At 59.4% G+C, this 19499-nt stretch carries 11 protein-coding genes; 6 read left to right on the top strand and 5 right to left on the bottom strand.

What is annotated here, in order from left to right:
- Positions 1-75: 75 nt before the first annotated feature.
- The 4 genes from NKK51_RS19635 to NKK51_RS19650 all read left to right on the top strand — a co-directional run bounded on the left by NKK51_RS19635 (position 76) and on the right by NKK51_RS19650 (position 10255).
- Positions 76-891: a DUF8812 domain-containing protein gene (locus tag NKK51_RS19635; protein WP_352554316.1), complete on the top strand. Its 816-nt coding sequence runs from the start codon at positions 76-78 to the stop codon at positions 889-891.
- 627 nt (positions 892-1518) lie between these two features.
- Positions 1519-3282 carry a hypothetical protein gene (locus tag NKK51_RS19640; RefSeq protein WP_352554317.1) on the top strand — a complete coding sequence of 588 codons (1764 nt, stop codon included), beginning with the start codon at positions 1519-1521 and terminating at the stop codon, positions 3280-3282.
- Positions 3279-4829, top strand: coding sequence for a hypothetical protein (locus NKK51_RS19645; protein ID WP_352554318.1), 1551 nt, complete (start codon positions 3279-3281; stop codon positions 4827-4829). The genes NKK51_RS19640 and NKK51_RS19645 overlap by 4 nt, the downstream gene beginning before the upstream one ends.
- A complete protein-coding gene (locus tag NKK51_RS19650; protein ID WP_352554319.1) occupies positions 4826-10255 on the top strand; it encodes an FtsK/SpoIIIE domain-containing protein in 5430 nt (1809 codons plus the stop codon). The genes NKK51_RS19645 and NKK51_RS19650 overlap by 4 nt, the downstream gene beginning before the upstream one ends.
- Positions 10256-10261: 6 nt before the next feature.
- On the opposite strand, the gene NKK51_RS19655 is transcribed toward NKK51_RS19650, so the two are convergent.
- The 5 genes from NKK51_RS19655 to NKK51_RS19675 all read right to left on the bottom strand — a co-directional run bounded on the left by NKK51_RS19655 (position 10262) and on the right by NKK51_RS19675 (position 18141).
- Entirely contained in the window at positions 10262-11803 is a 1542-nt protein-coding gene (locus NKK51_RS19655; protein WP_352554320.1) for a hypothetical protein, read from the bottom strand.
- A 91-nt stretch (positions 11804-11894) separates the two neighbouring features.
- On the bottom strand, positions 11895-12734 hold the full coding sequence (locus tag NKK51_RS19660; RefSeq protein WP_352554321.1) for a phosphoadenosine phosphosulfate reductase family protein: 840 nt from the start codon (positions 12732-12734) through the stop codon (positions 11895-11897).
- The gene (locus NKK51_RS19665; protein ID WP_352554322.1) at positions 12731-16045 is read right to left on the bottom strand and encodes a hypothetical protein; all 3315 of its coding nucleotides are present in this window, start codon (positions 16043-16045) and stop codon (positions 12731-12733) included. Before NKK51_RS19665 ends, NKK51_RS19660 begins: the two co-directional genes overlap by 4 nt.
- A complete protein-coding gene (locus NKK51_RS19670) occupies positions 16042-16962 on the bottom strand; it encodes a DUF4007 family protein (RefSeq protein ID WP_352554323.1) in 921 nt (306 codons plus the stop codon). Before NKK51_RS19670 ends, NKK51_RS19665 begins: the two co-directional genes overlap by 4 nt.
- A gap of 9 nt (positions 16963-16971) precedes the next feature.
- Positions 16972-18141 carry a cysteine desulfurase family protein gene (locus NKK51_RS19675; protein ID WP_352554324.1) on the bottom strand — a complete coding sequence of 390 codons (1170 nt, stop codon included), beginning with the start codon at positions 18139-18141 and terminating at the stop codon, positions 16972-16974.
- A 72-nt stretch (positions 18142-18213) separates the two neighbouring features.
- On the opposite strand from NKK51_RS19675, the gene NKK51_RS19680 reads away from it, so the two are divergent.
- Both NKK51_RS19680 and NKK51_RS19685 read left to right on the top strand, forming a co-directional pair.
- Entirely contained in the window at positions 18214-18690 is a 477-nt protein-coding gene (locus NKK51_RS19680) for a hypothetical protein (protein ID WP_352554325.1), read from the top strand.
- Positions 18687-19289, top strand: coding sequence for a class I SAM-dependent methyltransferase (locus NKK51_RS19685; RefSeq protein WP_352554326.1), 603 nt, complete (start codon positions 18687-18689; stop codon positions 19287-19289). Before NKK51_RS19680 ends, NKK51_RS19685 begins: the two co-directional genes overlap by 4 nt.
- Positions 19290-19499 lie beyond the last annotated feature (210 nt).

Raw genomic sequence — 19499 nt, forward strand, 5'->3', positions numbered from 1 at the left:
TGAGCTTGCTCTGTGCCTCAATTCCGCTGGTCCTCATCGGGTTAGAAGGCCGATCGATCCACAGAAGGATATGATATGAACAGGCGGCATTTCTTAGGGACTCTGGCATCCACCACTCTCTTATTTTCTCGGGATCGAGCTAGCGCACAAACTGATACATTGGAGACAATTATTGGAGAAGTCGCAGCCGATCCTTCCATAGTCGAAAACTCGTGGCTTTACCGAGAACACAATGCGTCAAAGGGTGTTGGTCAAGGAACGCCTTCAATGCGCAAGTTGCCGCCATCCGCTATCGATCTTATTGTCGCCTTTGAAATCGCGAGCCCTACGGTATACGAAGCGAAGTATCGACGCCCTATCTGGCCAAAGGGGGAATCGGGCGTAACCATCGGGGTGGGATACGATCTTAGATTTGCCAATAAATCCACAATAGATCGAGATTGGCATGAGTTGCCTCAAGATTGGCGCGAGCTGCTTTATCCAGCTTGCGGGTTAGGAGGTGCCGCAGCTGCGAGCTTTCTAAAATCAGTCCGCGTTGTTGAGATACATTGGGAGGCGGCCAGAAAACAGTTTCTCGATTTTTTGCCGTACCCAACTAAGGAAACCGAGAACGTCTTTCCCAACTGCGACAAGCTTTCCGACGAATGTTTTGGTTCCCTGGTCTCTATAGTTTATAACCGGGGATCCCAGGTTTCGCGCAGTATTGACCGCCGAAGGGAAATGTACGAGATCAGGCAGCTAATGAAAAGTGGTGACCGATCGAGTTTTCGCCAAATTCCGTCGCTAATCCGCTCAATGAAGCGTATTTGGGAGGGTAATCCGGAAGCGCGGGGACTTATAAAGCGTAGAGAGGCGGAGGCTATATTATTTGAAAGGGGGCTTGGGGGTTGAGGTCCAAGAATTGCCGACGGTTCGGAATTACCATGTTGAGCCCAGGCTGGGCGGATTGGTTTCAGTCCAGTAGCACCAAGATCTATGACGCAGTGTCAACGCGATGGGCAGGGCTCGGAACTTCCTGGTGAGATCGCGAATGATGATTTCGGATTTCCTTTGTCATCCTGGTTCTGAACGACTTGGCGCCTTGAGCTCCTTGAAGAAGTACATCATTCAGCGTTGAGGTTGACCTCACCTTTATGCTGCGTGTTACGACGCTCAAAAATCGCCTGGGCTTAGGCGTCATCAACTGCTGTGATCTCAATCATGGGGTCTCTCGGCAGCCCCGTACTCGCCCATTTGGCACTTGGCGCGCGGGGGGGGGGTAAATTTAACATCTGGCTTTGCCAATCCTCCAATTGCGATCCATTTACTAAAGTCGCCATGTATTCGCTCATGGGAAGGCGAGTTGGGGCTTAAGCCTCCGAAACATCGCATCGCCGCAGCGTTTGAGGTTGATCGCTTCTGGCCTTCGTCTAGAACGGGAAGAGAAACGCGGGGGGTGGGTACTTGTCAATAATACCGTCTACAGCGGCATGGGTCCGATTCCTCCGGAACTATGGCCCGATCCCCACCAACGGAAACATGTATGATGAGTCTATCCAGCGGGCGTTGAAGAAACACAAGATAGCCCCAATCACCCTACCCGCTCAGTTTCTCGAGGCATTGCTTACCAACTTTCGCGGCGTAGCCCCGCTCTCGCAGATTATTACCGGTACCGCCGGCGACGGCAAAACCTACCACTGCCGCGAAGTATGGATTGCGCTCGGCGGCGACAGCGCAATCTGGAATCAAGGCGCAAAAATCCAACGGCTTGACTTCGACGGACGTAGCCTCGTCATTGTCAAGGACCTGAGTGAGCTGATGGATGACGAAGGCGCCGAGCTTGTCGAGGCAGTGGCACGCGATGTTGCCGATCCGGGTTCGTCGACACAATATCTCCTGGCCGCTAATCATGGACAGCTGCTTGAGAAGCTAAAGACGGCGCCCGATATCGCTCCCGTCAAACGGCTGGCTGAAGTAGTCGAGGATCTGCTTGTCACCGGCACCACCTCGGACCCGGGGATGCGACTGGAACTAAAGGATTTGAGCCGGGCGCCCGCCGCTCGAATGACAGTCGATATTATTGACGCGATTACTCGACACGAAGGTTGGGACAGCTGCGAAAGTTGCCCCTCGCGAGCCAATGGACAGATTTGCCCGATCCTGGAAAACCGCCGTCGACTCATGGGCGAGGAAGATGGCGATCCTTTCCAGCGTCGCCTCGCGGCGTTGATCGAACTGAGCGAGCGCAACGGGGGCCATTTTCCAGTGCGCCAGCTTCTCGCCTTGGTCGCCAACAGTCTACTCGGTCACCCAGCCGCGCGCGATGGACTCATGTCCTGCGACGATGTGCCTGCCATCCAGAAAAGCGGGCGCGCCGACCTAGCCAGCGTCTACCGCAACATATTCGGCGAGAATCTCAAGCAGAGCCGCGCGGAGAAAACTGAGCTGTTCAAGAAGCTCAACCTTTTTGGCATCGGCGCTGAAACCAGTAACCGGGTCGACAATCTACTCGTCTACGGTGCAGATGATCCGGCACAGGCTGAGGCTTACGCCGAACTCATTCTCTCTGATCCGATATACGGCGCAACACCGGCCTTTGCGCAAGCGCAGCGGGCCTATCTCGAAGGGGACGAGGGTACCGATCGAAGCCAATTCCTTTCGGCGTTGCGAGCTCAGCGGCAGCGGCTGTTCTTTACGCTCCCCGATGCCCTAGCGGAAAGCTATCAGCTCTGGGATTTGACTGTGTTCCGTTTTGCCGGGTTGTTTCTCGAGGTCGCCGAGAAGCTGGCCGCCAAGCAAGCGCTGCCCAGACAGGCGCTTGGCCAGATCGTGCGAGGCCTCAATCGTATCTTCACGGGCATGCTGGTCCAGAATCAGGATGAACTTGTCCTGGCAACGTCGGGAAGCTATTCCCAATCGAAGCGCAGTCCGTTGCTAGATGAGCTAATCTCGGTCCCGCGCGCTTCGGGAGAAGAGGTCAGTATCGTCACGGATGGTGCCGGCGGCTTCTGCGTTTCGGTCCGCCTCGTTCGTGGCAACGATATTCCGGTAGTCAAACTAGCGCTCTCACCGATACGCTTCGAATTTCTGGGCCGGGTTGCAGAAGGCGCGCTCCCCAGCAGCTTTTCGCTGGAATGCCATGAGGATTTTCTGGCGTTCAAGGCACGGCTCCTGCGCGAGACCGAAAAGCGTCGAGAACTTGATGGCGATGATCAAGCTGTCGATGGCGAGCTTGTGCTGCGGTTCATCGAGCTTGGCAGCGATGGACGCGCTATCCAGCGGCGTGTGATGGTGCGCGTATGACTATGGAGATTTTGAACCGCCCCATCTTGTTCGATGACAAGACTGGTCCTCAGATCTGGGTCGATGAAGCGATCTGGGGCCATCGTCTTCATGACGAGCAATCACCCTGGCTAACCTTCATGGAGTTTCTGACGGTGCTGCTCGCCGAGCATTCCGCCGGCCGTGCGCTCGATGAAGGCACGCTCAACAGCCTTTCCTACCGTCCGCAGGTGCAGCTGAAGCTGCGTAACCTTATCTTCAATAACCCGCACATCATGACCGTCGAGGCCGAGACCCGCTCGGATGAAGCCGCATGGGCGCTCTGGCTGGAGAAGATGACGCAGAGCGCAGGAGGGCTCGACGCTCCCGATTTCGCCTATCTGCGCGAGCGGTTCGAGCAATTCCAGGACTTCGCCGCTGTCGTAAAATTCCTCCAGGGCTCCGCCATCGAAGGGACAAGCAACAAGCGCTGGAGTTCCAAGTTCGTCTTCCCCTTCGGTCCCAGCGCGCTCTACGAGGATGTTAGCGTCAGCGCGAAAGGCGGCATTTCGACCGACCGCCGTTTCTTCGCGCGAACTGGCGAAATCCTCTATTTGATGCTGTGCCGCAGCAGCCGCGCCGGTGAACTGCGGAGCCGACTTGTCGAGCGATTCCTTGAAAATCCGGCTCCTTATGACGGGATGGTGCGCGCCTTGCAGGGCGAACGGCAATTGGCCCGGGCGGAGCGCGGCGGCGCCTTCCTACCTTGCTCGACTCATCCCGTTTTCGACAGGCTTGCGGAAGACTGGCTCGCAATTCTCGCGCTGCCTATACCCGCCTATGACGCGATCCCGCATCTGGTGTCGATCACTGGTCTGAATATGATCCTGTATCAGCTTGACCGTTCCCGCGAGGTGCTGGACCGTGATCCGATCACTATAGTTTGTGAGATCGTCTCTCCTAAGAAGTCGGTGGTCCGCGATCTGTCGGCCGATTCCTTCCAGCACAATAATATGGCTCCGCAGCAGGCGCTCGAACGCTTCATCCGCATCACCACCGAGACGCCCGAATGGCGGGTCGCCATCGCGTCGGACGAGCCGTTGCTCAACGCCGCAGAGATCCTCAAAAAGGCGTTCGACTGGCCCGATCCGGACGATAGCGAAGAAATTGCTGGCGAGCCCGATCAGCTGGTCGCCAAGCTCGTCGATCGCGCGGTCACACGACACAAACAGCACGTAGGCAAAGTCCACGCAACCTGGGCGCGTGCCATCGGTCTGTCATCGCGCCGCTCGAGCCGCCGCGTCCGTTATGCGCCGACCGATCGCCTCCTCAAGACACTAGTCGTCGGTTGTGTCGACCGCCGGATCGAGTTCAAGGACTTCCTAACGCGCCTCTACGAACGCTACGGGATAGTTATCGGCGATGCTCAGGCGCGCGATCTGATCGTGAGCGGTAATGCCGACCAAGAAGACTTCTCAGACAACGCTCGACGGCTCGAAGAGCGGCTCGCAAGTCTCGGGCTACTCAAGCGTCTGTCCGACTCGTGCGCCTATGTCGAAAATCCATTTCAGCGGACCGAAGCGGCGTGAAACCATCAGAATTGATCGGCGCCGCGGGCGCCACGTCACTGCGCCTCCGGCTCGACGCGATCGCCGAGGATGACGGCGTTGCCCGCTTCCTGCTCGACCGGCTGACAGGTGAGCAGGTCGCTGCGATCACCTTCGCCTTGCTTAAAGATCCGACGACCGATCGTCGCCTGAAGATCGCGATCCCACGCGCCTTGGTGGCGGCGTACGACTTGCCAGGGCACGTCGTGACCGACGAGCGTACCGTCGCGATCCGCAATGCGGAGTGCGACAAGTCCGCCCTGCTCTTGGCTAATACCGACGACGACCAAGGGGCATCGCTGCAGGACGTGACGCTGCTCGGCGCTAAGCAGCTGACCGAAGATCCACAGCCCTGGGTCGACGCAGCCAGCAGCGGATTGGGCCTACCGGACAGTCAGCTCGGCGCCTGGAAAGCGGCGCTACGCGGGCTCAACGAGGCCGACGATTGGACGCTGCACCAAATCTCCCATTATGTTGCCCTCACGCGGCAATGCATCGATGAGCAATCCAAGCCCGTCGCGGAAGCCTTGGGTTGGGCTCTGCCGGCGCTCCATCTTCCGCGCGACAGCGGCTATTTCCTGGGTCTCCGCGAAAAGGACCTCGAGCAGTTCCGCCGCTGGAAGCGCCTGTACGAGAAGCTTGTCACGGACCGGAAGCCGCTTCTCGCCAAGCAGCGTTCCAACCGCCAGATCATTGAAAGTGAAGAGCTTCGTTCGCAGTTCGAGCAGGTTCGCGAAGACATCGTCCCTGCAGCCTATGAAGCCATTGAGGCCTTCATGAAGGCCGCGCCCAGCTGGGGACCCGAAGCAGAGGCATTGTCGAATTTCGAGTGGGAAGCCGAAAGCATTCTGCAGCTGTTCTCCGGGCTCAAGCAGAAGAAGACGACACTCCCCGACGAGACCGTCAACTTCTTCGAGTTCGAGCTGCCGGGCCGGCTCAGCGATGCCGACGTCGATTATCTCAAGGTTCTCAAAACCCGCTCACTTAAAGAAACCCGCGATGATGACCGCGAGTTTTTCGAGAGCCATCGCGACGACCTCGCGCAGGACAAGGCTCTTCGGGTGAAGTGGGAGCGCTTTATCTTCGGCCGACCGATCGAATGCGGCGATTTCACTGACGGTCTGTTGCGCGCGATCGAGCGTCTGTTCGGTCAAGTCACGCCCTTTGGCAATGGACGCAAGCTGACGATCAGATCTGCCCGGCGGAGCCGAGCGCAGTGGCTCGACGTCAATGCTGACATCGGTCTCGCCTTCGGCCTGCGCTACCGCGGCCTAAAGCCGCTAATGGGTTCGGCGGTCACTTGGGACGTGCCCCATCTGTTTGAATATGAGGCGCTGCTCGAGCGGGCCAAGCGCCGCAAGAAGTTTCGGCCTAATGTGTCGGTCTCGCGGGCGAGCCTTCAGATCAAATTCGACATCATCCTCGAGGTCGGCACCGGCGCGAGTGCGGAACGGGCCGTCGTTCAGTTGGTTTGGCAGGCACAGTCCAACGCGATCGGTCTGGAGTTGCCTAGCGATCTCGCCCGCTTGCTTAAGCGGCCGCTTGTTCGAACGAGTGTCGCCAGACTTGCGGTCAGCCAGAAAGGCGCGCTGCAGTCAGTGTCCCTCACCGACATCGGCACGCTGCAGCCCGCCTTCGGGCAGGACGGGGGCTCATTTGTTCCGCGCACCAATGCCGGCGAGGATGTTGCCAAGCTTTTGCCAAAGCAGCTCAGGCTCGCCGTTTCCGCGGGGCGCATAAGCGCGGAGGGCGGTCAGGCGATCGGTGCGGCTTGGGGAGTATTTGTCGAAAAGTACAGCGAAGCCCTGATGGCGTTGCAGAGCTCGGGCTATGCTTCGCCCGTTTTCTTCGAACAGGCTGGAGCCTATGCAGCGTTGCTTCGCAGCCTGGGTGCCCATGCCGGCGGAGATATCAGCCGTCGCGATCTGTGGGAGCCCGTCCTCGGCATCGGCGCCGTGATGGTGACGGGCGCAGCCCCCTCTGCTATCATCACGCCGTGGCATCCCATGCGTCTTGTGGGGACAGCAGTGAAGTCGCGGTCGTTGACCGGCTTAATTGACTATCTGCTCTCCGATGTCGAAGTTAACTTCGGCGACTCCCGACTCTTCTTCTCGGACCTTCGGCAGGAGCTTGCCCACCCACTCTATCCCGAGATCGCCGTGGGCTACGACGGCACAGAGCCCGTGCTCCTTGCCGAGACCAGCACCATCAACGAGTATTCCCTGTTCGAACGCCCTGTCCGTGACCCGTCCGAGGCATCGACCGACGTCGATCCTGCCGAAGCTTCGCGCCAGATCCGAGGGTTAATCGAACGCTATCTAGATCTACAGCCGCACGAGCGCTCCAATCTCAGTATCATGCTCTACAATTGCGATGCCGCTGGCCTTCCGCTCGCCACCGTAAATGCGCTGAGCTCGGTGCAGGACCAAGATGAGGTTCATTGCAATATCCTCGTCCGGCATCGCGATCGGTCGAGGCTGGGCCATGTCTATGGCGAACTACTCGACCGGTCCGAGGGCGACCCTGACGCCGTCGTAGTCAGTGAGACCTCGCGCAACTTTATGTCTAAGCTCCGCATCGGCGTGATGCTCGATAGTGGGGGCGCGGGCGGAGATGGGAAGACCCGGGAGATCGACGTCGCCTTCCTTCACGACGTGGTCTCGCGCCAGGCAAAGGAAGCCTGGTTCTCCGTCCCTGCCGAAACGCGCAATCCCGGATTGCTCGAGCATGTGCCGGCGCGCTGGTCCTACCGACGTGTGACCGCCGAGGACGAGCTCAAGGCGACTAGCTATCTGAGCTGCCCGCGTCAGCCGGACGCGGGGTGGGCCTATGTCGACGCGGTCGCTGGCGTCATTCGCCGTCAGTCGCATGGCGCCGACGAGCATTATCTCCCGGCCCGGCAGATCTCGTTTCAGGACCATGGCCTCAAGTCTATGTTCGATGAGGTGCATGCACTCGCCGAATGGGTCGCGACCTATGATGACTTGCTCGACAAGCGTCAGCTCGCGGCCCAGGGCATTAGCGTCATTCGCTATCGGCGGCAGCGAACGCACGGCCGCAATATGGTTGTCTCGTCGACGTCCGAATTGCGCATCCTCCATGTGCTCGTTCGGCGCCGTCTCACCGAGCTGTCCCTCGGCTTGAGCGAAGACAAACTGTCGGCATTGGCACGGCGTATGATCGACGATGCCGCCGCCATCTCGGGCGATATCGTCCTGCGCGCTGCCAAGCGCGGCGTCTCGGCCGGCGAACTGATCGGCCTCGTACTCAGCCGAGCGCTCGTCGCCGAGGAACTGGGCAGCAACGCAACCGTCGCTTGGTTCCTGCTCGACGATTATGCCGAGTGGCTCGGCCAGCGTGAGGAAGGGATCGCCGATATCCTCGCGCTCTCAGTGGCATCGACGCCCGACGGCAGTGCAACGCTTCGCGCGATCGTCACCGAGGCAAAATATGTCGATGCTTCGGGTCTGGCCGAAGCATCGCGCAAGTCGCGCCAGCAGCTGCGGCATACCGTCACTCGGATGGACGACGCGCTGTTTGGCGATCCCGGTCGCCTCGATCGCGACCTGTGGCTGTCGCGTATCGCCGATCTGCTTCTCGACGGCACCGCAGCGCTCGGGCAGGCCGCGCTGCTGGAGCGAGTTCGCGACGGCATCCGCTGGGGCTCCGTCCCGATCGATCTGCGCGGCTATTCGCACATTTTCGTCTCCGGACCTGCCGACGACGGCAGTTCGCTGGGTGAACAGGAAGCGATCACCGACATCGCCAACGGCTTGCAGGAGACGTTCAGTCGCGAGGGCTTGCGGCAGTTGATCAAGGCCTATGAGGCCAAGACGCCTCTTGGCACCGTCCGAAGCGCGCTCGGAGAAATCCACCTCTGGGATGAACCAAGCTACCGCGATCCTGCACCGCGAGTCGACTGGACCAAGGCGATCGCCATCGATCCCAAAGCCGCGCTGCCGACACCGATCATCATCGTCGTCGAAGATGACGATGATGATGATGACATCGATGACGGCTCGTCCCCCCCAACAGTTCCGACAACCCCTCTGCCATCGGGACCGGCGATCCCGGACGCACAAGCTGCAACGTTCCGGCAAAGTGATGATACGGTGGCCGCTGTGCTGATCGATGCTGCTGATACCGAAAAGCAGCACGTCGAAAGTGCAGCGGGCACCTTCGCCGCTCCGTCTCCAATGCCCGCCCCTGAAGCGTCACCGACTGCTCCGGCAGGCCTGACGCTTGAGGCGCTGATCGAGAAAAATGCCGAACGGTCGCACGAGGATTCTGCCGACGAGCAGGCGTGGCTTGAACAGACCGCACAGAAGCTGCGAACGGCCCTTCTTGGCTACAGTCTCCAAGCGAAAATCGTCGGCACAAGGCTGACCCCGAACGCGGCCCTGATACGTTTCATGGGCAGCGACCGCCTGCGCGTCGAAGATATCGAAGCCCGGCAATCAGCCTTGCTGACGACGCACGGGCTGCGCCTGATTTCGATCTCCCCGCTTCCCGGCGAGATCGTCGTGGGGGTCGCCCGGCCGCAGCGGCAGATCGTTTCGCTCTGGGATGTATGGTCGCGCCGTAAGACCAATCGCAACGCCGCTGGCGTTAACACTTCCTTCGTGCTCGGACTGAAGGAGCTTGACGGCGACATCCTCTACCTCAACCTCGGCGGCGCCTTTGGCGGCGGCCAGCCACACGAACCACACACACTGGTGGCCGGCTCGACCGGTAGCGGTAAATCGGTGCTGATCCAAGCACTGCTGCTCGACATTGCCGCGACTAACCCAAGCGTGCTCGCTCATATCCATCTGATCGATCCGAAGATGGGCGTCGATTATGTTGCGATCGAACGACTGCCTCATCTGCAAGGCGGGGTCATCGTCGAACAGGGACAAGCAATCGAAGTGATGGAGGGGCTCGTCGCCGAGATGGAGCGGCGATATGAGCTATTCCGCACCCATGGCGCGCGTGACATCAGGGCCTTTAACACCAAAGCCGGATTGTCCGACCGGCTGCCCCTCAAATTCCTTGTACATGACGAGTTCGCGGAGTGGATGCTGACCGAGGATTATAAGGCGGCGGTCTCCTCCAATGTCTCACGGCTGGGGGTCAAGGCGCGTGCCGCCGGCATCCATCTAATCTTCGCCGCGCAGCGTCCTGATGCGAACGTGATGCCGATGCAGCTGCGAGACAATCTCGGAAATCGCTTGATCCTCAAGGTCTCGAGCGTTGGTACGTCTGAGATCGCCTTGGGGGTTAAAGGCGCCGAACAGCTGCTGGGCCTCGGTCATCTCGCGGCTCGCCTGTCAGGCGAGCCCGGCATCATCTACGCTCAGGCACCCTTCCTGTCGGACGAGGATATTGAGGCCGCGGTCGATGCAATTCGCATCTCTAATGCGAGCTAGCCTGGATCAGCTGAACAAATCTCGGATCAATGAGATGACATAATTGATGGCGTCAGAGCCCGTCTTTCCTTGCCATAGAGCAACGAAGTGATCCTTCATTGCATATACCAAACTCGCAAGCGGCCCCAATTTAATGGCCTCCGCGCCAACTTGTTTAAGCGCGCCCTCGAGCACCAGTTTGGCCGCCCCTTTGCTCTTAGTGAGGACCTTTCTCACCTCAAGGAGCGCGTTCCGCAAAATCGCGCCAGCGCCATTGCGCTGAATCTCGACGGCGTTTACGATTGCCTGGTCAGCATTTACGCCGGGCAATTTTTTGGCATCCTCCGCCGTTTGGGTGGCGACGTCCAAGATTTCAGTGGCATCCTGCTCCATGATCCCGGGAGTATTGCGAACCGCCGCAACAATCGCCCGTCCAGCCTCAAGCTCGTTAAGCAACTCGGCGCGCCCCGCAGGCCCAAGGCGGGCGTGGTCTAGCGTGCTAAATAAGTGGTCGATTCGTGCGTAAACGTTGAATTGCTCCACCAAGTCGGTAAGCAATTCACCAATACGATCTGGAAGCGGCGGTGAATCAGGGTCATGGCTCCTCCGCGAACGAAGGTCGGCGTCGCAAAGGCGCCGCAGCGTGTTGCCGTAAGCCCAGATCAAGTAGCCGTTCGCCTGTTCAGGTCCACTGCCTAGCGCCGCGATCAGCGCTCCAAGCGCCGGTCCAATATGCGCGGCACGATTGCTTGCCGCCGCGACAAGTGGCTCAAGGCCGAGGCATTTAGCGACCAGCAGTTGGTAAAGATCCGCCTGGACTTGCGTGACCTTACCTTCCTCATCCACACGGAGGCGGACCGGCGCTACCCCAGTGATATCGAATGTCGGGCCGACTGGTGAAGCCTCGGGTAGACTTTTGTCGTCAAATGTCAGCAACGCCTCACGGGCCGATGCAGTACGGCGGCTGCTGGCTACGTACTCTTCGGCGGCCGCCTCCTGAAACAAGTCGTGCTGGCCGCGCACGTCCCGTAGGTAAACCTCGATATGAGTCTCGCTTGGCCATTTGTCGGGATTAGTCAGATTGGCCGGATCGAATAGTGGACGGATCAGGGCGCGACTTTCCGAGTCGTCTGCAAGCATCAGAAGCATCTGGTCGCGCAACTCCTTGCGGCGCGCCGTATCTTCCCAAAGCGCTTGATAAGCAGGCGCGATTGCTTGCGTGTCGAACTTATCTAAGGCCTTTTCCTTGCTGCGCGGTCGGGTGCCTCGCTCAAACAATTGCCGCGTGAGTAGTTTGCCCTTCTTAGCGAATGTCCATAGGCCGTCGTTTGCGAGAAACCACAGGGGCTGCCAGCCATTCGACGCTCGTTCAGGGAAGGTGGGGGCCACATAGTCGGCAAAACGACGGATGATGAGTTCCGAATGGAGCAATTCGCTGTCTAGCCGCCCAAGATCAGCTAAGTCGACCGCTGCGATGACGCAGACGGGCTTGTAGAAGAGAGCATTACCCGCCCGATTATGGCGGATCGACCGAATAAGCGTGCTCCAATCTTTGCGTTCCCGAGCCATCAGGTGCACCTCAGTTCAGTCCAGTACACATAAAAGCGATACGAATCGCCTGAGAGTCGTAGCATCTGGACGACGCCGAAGGAGCCGCGCTCTATTTGTGGCAGATGACACATCCACCAGCATCTTCATCGATGCCGTAGACGTCGTCGATGGTCTCCGGGGTGCGTGCTGAAAGGGGATTGACCCGACGATTGCGCCTTAACCGCTCGCGCCGTTTCTCATAATCGAGCTTGATCTGTTCAACCCTGTTCGGACTGATCAAGTCGGTAAGGCTCTCACCATTACTCCAGGTGAATGGCGAGCCATCGTTTAAGGCGGTCTTTTCATAATCGACTGCCTCAGCAAACCTTTTGGGATGGTGCTCGGCAAGCCTAACCCATTCGATTTTTTGCTGGAAAAAGCAGAAGGTGCAGCCGGAACGCGAGCGCCAGCCGTAATAGCCAGGTTCGCCAACATCGGCCTGGTCTAGAATCTCGATGACACCGGCACGATCGATCCCGGCTTCGCGCAACGGCAAATGGACACGCATATTAGAATGTGTCGCCTTGTAGCCTTCGCGGCTCGGCTCATCGGCACGAATTGCGACATAAGAGTGAATGGTGATGCCGGCATCGAGATCGGACTTCAACCACTGCTCTAGTGGCCGAAGCTTGAGCTGCTTAGTGCACCAACGCGTGCGCGGCGACGGCAGGAAATTGCCATATTCCGACAGCCAAAAATCGAAGTCACGATCAGGGTTGAGCCGTTTGATTGATTTGCCCAGAAACCCCTCGAGTTTATCGAGAAACTCGTAGACTTCTGGCAGCTCCTTGCCTGTGTCTGTGAAAAAATACTCGATCGGCAGCGCGGGATGATATTGACGCATATAGACGGCGAGCGCTGCGCTGTCCCGGCCGCCCGATATTCCCAAGATGTGTCGCTCTTGGGTCATGCCGCTTCCTCTTCTTCCCGGTCTTCTTCGGCAGCCAGGCTCGCCACGGCTCGGGCGAGCGCCGCTAACTGCATTCGCCTGTCGGTGCGATCTGCGCTCAGCATCTCTAGTACGCGATCGGCCAGTCCCGCCGCCGCGGATTTCTCGACGTCGGTCAGGACGAAGCTGCGCATCAAGGGGGGCGTCAATGGATCCAGGCCAACGACAAGCGCCAGCGCTTCGGTATGTGACCGGCGATCACGAACAACGGCCAGTGCTTCCAGTTCGCGGAAGCGACGACCATAGCGTGCGACTTCGGTCAACGCCTGTTCTCGGTCGCGATCAGACCAGCCATGCGCCGGCCGATGGAGTAGGACGCTGACCAGGCTCGCGATATCTCCACTACCCGCCTCGAGCGCCGCAGCGCGATCCGCGAATGCTTCGAAATTATAGTCATTGGTGAGCCCATGTGTGATCGCCGCGCGCTCTCCAATTCCAGCGAAATTCAGCGGATCAACCCCGAGTGCACGGGCCAGCGCTACACGGAGCTCGTCGATCAGCGCGGGGAAGCTCGCTTCGCACTCGGCCAGCGCTCCAACAACCAGATCAGGCGTTAGCCGATCGCCAAAGGTTCCCGGTAGATCGTCAAACAGCATCGCTTCGGGATCGCTCGACTTGAGAATGATCCGTCGAACAACGCGAGCATCTTCGCTCAGCCGATTGGTTCGCGCTGCGAACGTCGGAAGCGCTTCGAAACGTCGGTAAAGCGCTTGGGCGACCGGAAGCGACCCGCCTTGGTGATTAACGCCAAAATGGCGCGCGAGGCCACTGAGAAAGGCGGTCTCGCGGACCGAGCGATCGATCTTGCGCAGCCTGAAGTCGGCTGGGCGCTGCAGCAGTTTGTCGACCGCGACATCGTCGATAAGGGTTTGAAACACGCCGTCAATGTATACCGCAACGGTGTCGCGCTTCGCCAACATGTAGGAGAGCGCCAGCACCGGCATCACGCCGGCCTTGATGCCATAAGGCGCCCTCGCCCAGCGCACGTATACCTCCTCCAGAGACTGGTCGGCCGCCGTATCAATCAACGCCCAAGCCGGCTGCAGCGAACGCCCCTGTTCACTGTCGTCGGGGGGAGCGAAATCGAATCGGCCTGCCTCAATCTCGCGGTGCAGGCCGAATGGCTTCACTACGGTTAGATAAAGGCCCAGTTCTGCTGGGTAGCCCTTCATCCCGAGGTCGCGACTGTCGAACCGACGAACCATAGCGTGAGCAAGGTCGCGCAACGCCGCCATGGAATTGGAAGAGGGACGGTCGCGCTGCAGCAGCTCGCTCCTGAGGATTGGCGCGCTCGGATAGCCTGCATCAGCCAAGGCACTTGCGATCAATGCCAGGGGCTCGCGCAGAGCCTTGCCCGGCTTAGGCGACAGCGACCATTTTGCGCTCTCAAGCGCCGCTTCAAGGGTCCGATGCAGGACGTCGATACACCGCGACTGGCGCGCCGCAATTTCACGCCGAGCAATACGGTCACCCTCGAGCTGGGGATGATCGCGAAAGACGCGCTCCACTGCGATCAGCTCAGCTGCGCTAGAGCGAAGAGCGAAGCTATCGGTGGCGCCGCCGACTGCAATGACCCGACCGCTCTTCGTCAGACGCTTGGCTACAGCCTTGCAGAGAGGGGCGATCTCAGTCTGGCCGATCGAACCATCGCCGAGGATGAGCGCAAGGGTTCCGCTGGCTCGCGCCGGTTTCGTCAATATATTGTCCGCGACGCTCTCGACTGTGTCGTCTACGCCAACGAAGTGGAGGCCTATCTCGAATGTCCGCAGCGCTCCTGTCTGGAAATAATGTCGTTTTGCCGTCGCAAACCCCAGACCGACCCGCTGTGGGATGCCCTCAAGTTGCGCTGTGTCGATCTGCGTGACCGAGCGACCGATGGCTTCTTCGAGATCGAAGTCGCTGCCCGCGAACAGGGCATACCCCTTGAGGCGCGGCTGCCGAATAAGCACCGCCCAGTCGACCAGGTCTGTAATCGCGTCGCGGCGCTTATCGGCGCCGGTTCCAGGTACCGCCTGGGCGAGAACATCGTCGTCGAGCGCCAACCCCGAACCGTTGCGGAAGAACTCGATGACCGCGGCGGCCTTCGTCAGGGTCACATGGAGATCCCCGCCTTTAACTGCAGCGCGCTCAATCGCCTCAAAAGCGAGGCTGAACCGGCTGCCATCATTGCCTCCGGCTAGCGCCATGCCGAAATTGGACGTCAGATAGTCCCAAAGGCGGGCCGGATCGTAGGTCGCGTCTCCTACCTCGGCAGCTTGCAGAAACTCCTGAAACCCGGCGGGCTCTGCCGAACTTAGAAATCCGAAGACACTGCGCTCATTCTGCGCGAACCGGGCGCGCGAGACCGGTCCTAACAGCAGTGCCGTGACAGGGTTCAGCGGCCAGGTCGCCGTCAGGGCGCGGGCCAGGAGATCGATGTCTGTTGGCCGGCGTAGCGCGACGGCCTTGGCAACGGCTTGCGCATTGGCTTCCGCAACGTCGGGATGCATCGTGCAGGATATCGCTCGGCCGAGCAGCGCAATGGTCTCGTCGGTGCCACTTAAGAACGCAATATCATGGAACCGACCCTGGACCTTAGCCCATTCCTTACGAGAGTCGCGCGCGGCACGCGCGGCGTATTGCTCGAACGACTGGTGCAGGATCCCGATAACAATTAATCGACCGCCGCTACGCGACGCATGCTCGGCGATGTCTTGGAGCAGATGGACGTCGCCCCCATCGAGCGCTTCTTGCTCAAGGAGCTTGCCGAGTTCGTCGAGCACGACCAACGTTCCGCTACCCTGCGCAACGCTTGAGCGCTTGATCTGTGCGATCAGTGCTTCATCGCTGGCGCCCGCGTCCTGTCGGGCGTCGCTAGCCCAACGGAAGGTAATTGCGGCGGCATCGGCAATGGCGTCACGCAGACGCATCCTACTTCCGGTCACCGCGACGACGTTCCACGGACCGGCGGCTTCCGGGAAAGCCTTTTGATAGACGGTCGTGAGCGTTTTGCCGGCAATCCTTTGCGCGATCTTGCGATTTTCAGATTCACCTGCGATCAAATTGGCGACCAGCAGAGCTGCGCTCGACTTACCACCCCCATAAGGGCCGGTCCAAGTGAAAGCCCCTTGTTGGCTTTCGATCTGGCTGTCGGCAAGCGTCGTCAGCGCCTTAGCGACACTGGCCTGCATGACATAGCCTACCAGAGGGGGCGTGCCGTTCAGATCGGCATCGATGCGAGCCGACCGTGCAAAGCGACGCTCGATTTCGACGATTTTCGAAAGCTTGGTCATACCGCTTCAGCCATTGCACGGTGCGGATAGGCAAGTTCGACGAGTCGCAATGGGTCGATATCGGCGCGCCGCTGAATCTGGCGCAGCCCTGCCGTGTCCGTCCATTGCCACGCCTCATCTGTGAGTATGTCGAGCCGCATCAGTCGAGTGATCACGCTGTCTTCGTCAAGCTTGAAGACCCGGCCCGGCGAACCCGGCGCATAAGAGATTTGTTCCGCCGTAAGCGCCGTCGATCCACCTTGCCGTTCCCAGAATTGCGCAAGCGCATAGGCAAAGATACCGTCGTGAAGACTCGGCTTAGGGCCGCGCACAAACTCATACCAACCACCAAAACGGGTTTCCCGAATGAGTCCGAGTTCAGCGAGTAGCGGTTCGGCAGCATCCTCGTTCAAGGCATCGCCGCGACGGACATAGCTGCGCAGGAACACTTCCACGTCGCGTTTCAATGTGCCCCGAGCCGCCCGCCATCCACGTAAGGAAACCAACGTCAAAAGTTCCTCGATCAACGAAGCAGGGTCAAATTCGATCGTCGTGAGGGCGTTGAAGGCATAATAGGTCGTCGTGGTTAGGTGCGCTGTGCTGGCGATGTGCCAATGTGTCAGCCAGACGGTCGAAGCTTGTTCGACATAAGGATCGAGCCCTGTGTCCGCAAGTATGAGCGCGCCGAGTGCACTCGGTCGGATGTATTTGTTGGTCTCTTCGAAGAAGTGCGATGCGAGTGCCCAGTAGCGGATCGAAGCTGCCATGTTGCGCCCCACACCGAAGCGCGCGATAGCATCTTGTTCCTGGAATGTTCCAGACGGCGCTCCCTCGGCTACGGCATCAAAAGCCTTCTTCAGCCACAGAAGCCGAAGCGGGAAAGTCTCATGCCCCGCGAACTGCCCTTTCGAATCATTCTCAAACGCGCCTTGTCTCATGAGAGAAGGCTACTGGTGAACCTCGCCAGTCGCAAGCCGGCAGCGTTGAACAGACACAACAATGGCGTCGGCCGCGCGGTCAATTTCGGCGTTGCTCAAAGTCCGGTCGCAGAAGATGCGGACGACGGATCGTGCCAAATCCTCGGAAAATCCCATTGCATCAAGGACATGCGAGATTCTGATTTGCCCGCTGTTGCAAGCCGATCCCGTGGAGAGCGACACTTCACGTGCTAGATGCGCGCACAGGCTGTCGCCATCGATCCCCTCGATCGCGATTGCGGCGCTGCCGGGCACCACCGCATGATCCCCCGTGATACGCGTGAAGCGCATCTGATGGCTCGCCAGCCTGTCGAGTAACCGGCTTATTCGTGCCGCTCCGGCGGCTTCGCCACTCACCAACTGATCCGCTGCCGCACGGGCAGCGGCCCCAAAGCCGGCGATCAAAGGAACAGGTTCGGTACCGGGACGAACGCCGGATTGCTGCCCGCCGCCATGCATCAGCGGCGCGGGCGCAAGCATGCCGGCAGCTACGTACAATGCGCCTACGCCCATAGGGCCATAGCATTTGTGGGCCGACAGGCTGAGATAGTCGATGTTGAGCTCGGCCACATCGATGGCAATCTTGCTGGCCGCCTGCGCCGCATCACTATGAACATATGCGCCGACTCCATGGGCTAGGGCGGCAACGTCCGCGATCGGCTGGATTACACCCGTCTCATTGTTGACGAGCATCACCGAAACCAACAGAACATTCTCATCGAGCAGCGCAGCCAGAGCTTCAAGGTCAAGACGGCCGTTCGCGTCTACCGGCGCCAGCGTGACCTCAAATCCTTGTCCCGCCAAGGCGGCAGCTGGTTCCAGCACCGCTTTATGTTCGATCGCGGACACGATAATACGACGACGCCCGGACAACGATCGCGCCGCAGCCGGAACTCCGAGCAGAGCAAGGTTGTTCGCCTCGGTCGCCCCGGAGGTGAAGATAATCTCCGACGCAGTGGCGCCGATCAGCGCGGCGACATCGGCGCGCGCATCGGAAATGATTCGCGCGGCGCGCTCGCCAGAAGCGTTCGCGGATCCAGCATTCCCGGGCTGTTCCCAGACGCCCAACATTGCCGCGCGGGCTTCATCCGCCAATGGCAGCGTGGCGAATCCGTCGAGATAGATGGGTGCCGCCTTCATATCAGCAGCGCCCGCGCGCGGTAGCGCAATTCATGATAAGGCTGCGACAAACGAGCTGTGCGAGGCATGACTATGTCTGTAGATCACGCGGTGATTTATGACCAGCGCTGCCAGGATTTTCGTTCCCTGAACGGTTTCCTTTGGCAGTCGCCCCTGATCATCATGACGTTAACGGGCGGTCTGTGGTTCGCCGTTGCAAGCTTTGACATGAGCTTAAGCGCCCGCTCGATGCTCCTCGTCTTCGCGGGCCTCGCCAATCTCATCATGATCGGCGCCTTGGTGCGCCTGCGACTTGTCATGCAGAGCGTGCTTGCCGATATTCGCAGGCTAGACAATCTCCACAAGGTCAGGTTCGATTTCACAATCGTCATCCTGTTTTCCCTGCTTCTTCTAATGGCGGCGATCGGATCGTTCGTTGCGAGCGCGAGCCCAGAAAAATATTTCACCCAAGCCGGCTCGGCGGAGCTACTGCCATCCGCAAATCCACGTACCCCACATGCGGCAGTTCCGGCGAACGAGCCTGTGGACGGCGCAGTCAAAACGCCATGATAGCCCACACCAAATCTCAAGACTCGGTCGAGTACTATGATCGGCATGCGCGTGCCTTCGCGCGACGGTACGACGGCGTGACCTTCGACAGCGTTCATCCCGACCTCGCGGGTTTTCTCCCGGCCGCTGGTGCCGCAGTACTCGACATAGGCGCGGGTAGCGGGCGCGATGCCCGAGCACTCGCTGCGCGCGGATTAGAGGTTACCGCCGTCGAACCATCTGCGGCGTTTCGCCAGCTGGCGCAAAACAACGGTAAAGTTGAGTGGATCGACGACCGGCTGCCTGATCTTGCACGCGTCCGTGCCCAAAATAAACGCTACGCATTCATCTTGTGCTCTGCGGTGCTGATGCTGATACCCGCGCAGCAGTTAGGACGGAGCTTCGCGGCAATGGCAAGCTTACTCGAGCCGCACGGCACCCTGGCGATTGCCCTTAGAAATCCGGTGCCTGATGAACCAGCGGGCCTCGCACATATGCATCCGGACCCTATCGTTCTCTCAGCTGCAAAGAGTGAAGGGCTTTGTCTTGTGCGTCAGAATGTTGCATCCGATGCGCTCAACCGTCAGGAGCATCGCTGGCGAACTTTTGTATTTACTTGAATGGAGCGGATGTCTCGATCGGTTGATTAGCGCCACGATCTCGTTGGAGGTCGATAGAGCATTGGCACTCGAACAAGCCAAGGAACTGTCTTGCAATCCGCTAAGGCAGAGCAAGCGGCCAATACGGGCGGATGACGAGTGCGCGATAAACCCATTGATCGCTCTCCTGCCATTTCCAGAAACTAACCTCGGGGGACCTGGGAATCCTAT

It is taken from the genome of Mesorhizobium sp. M0011 (assembly GCF_040324155.1).
Taxonomy (GTDB): domain Bacteria; phylum Pseudomonadota; class Alphaproteobacteria; order Rhizobiales; family Rhizobiaceae; genus Mesorhizobium.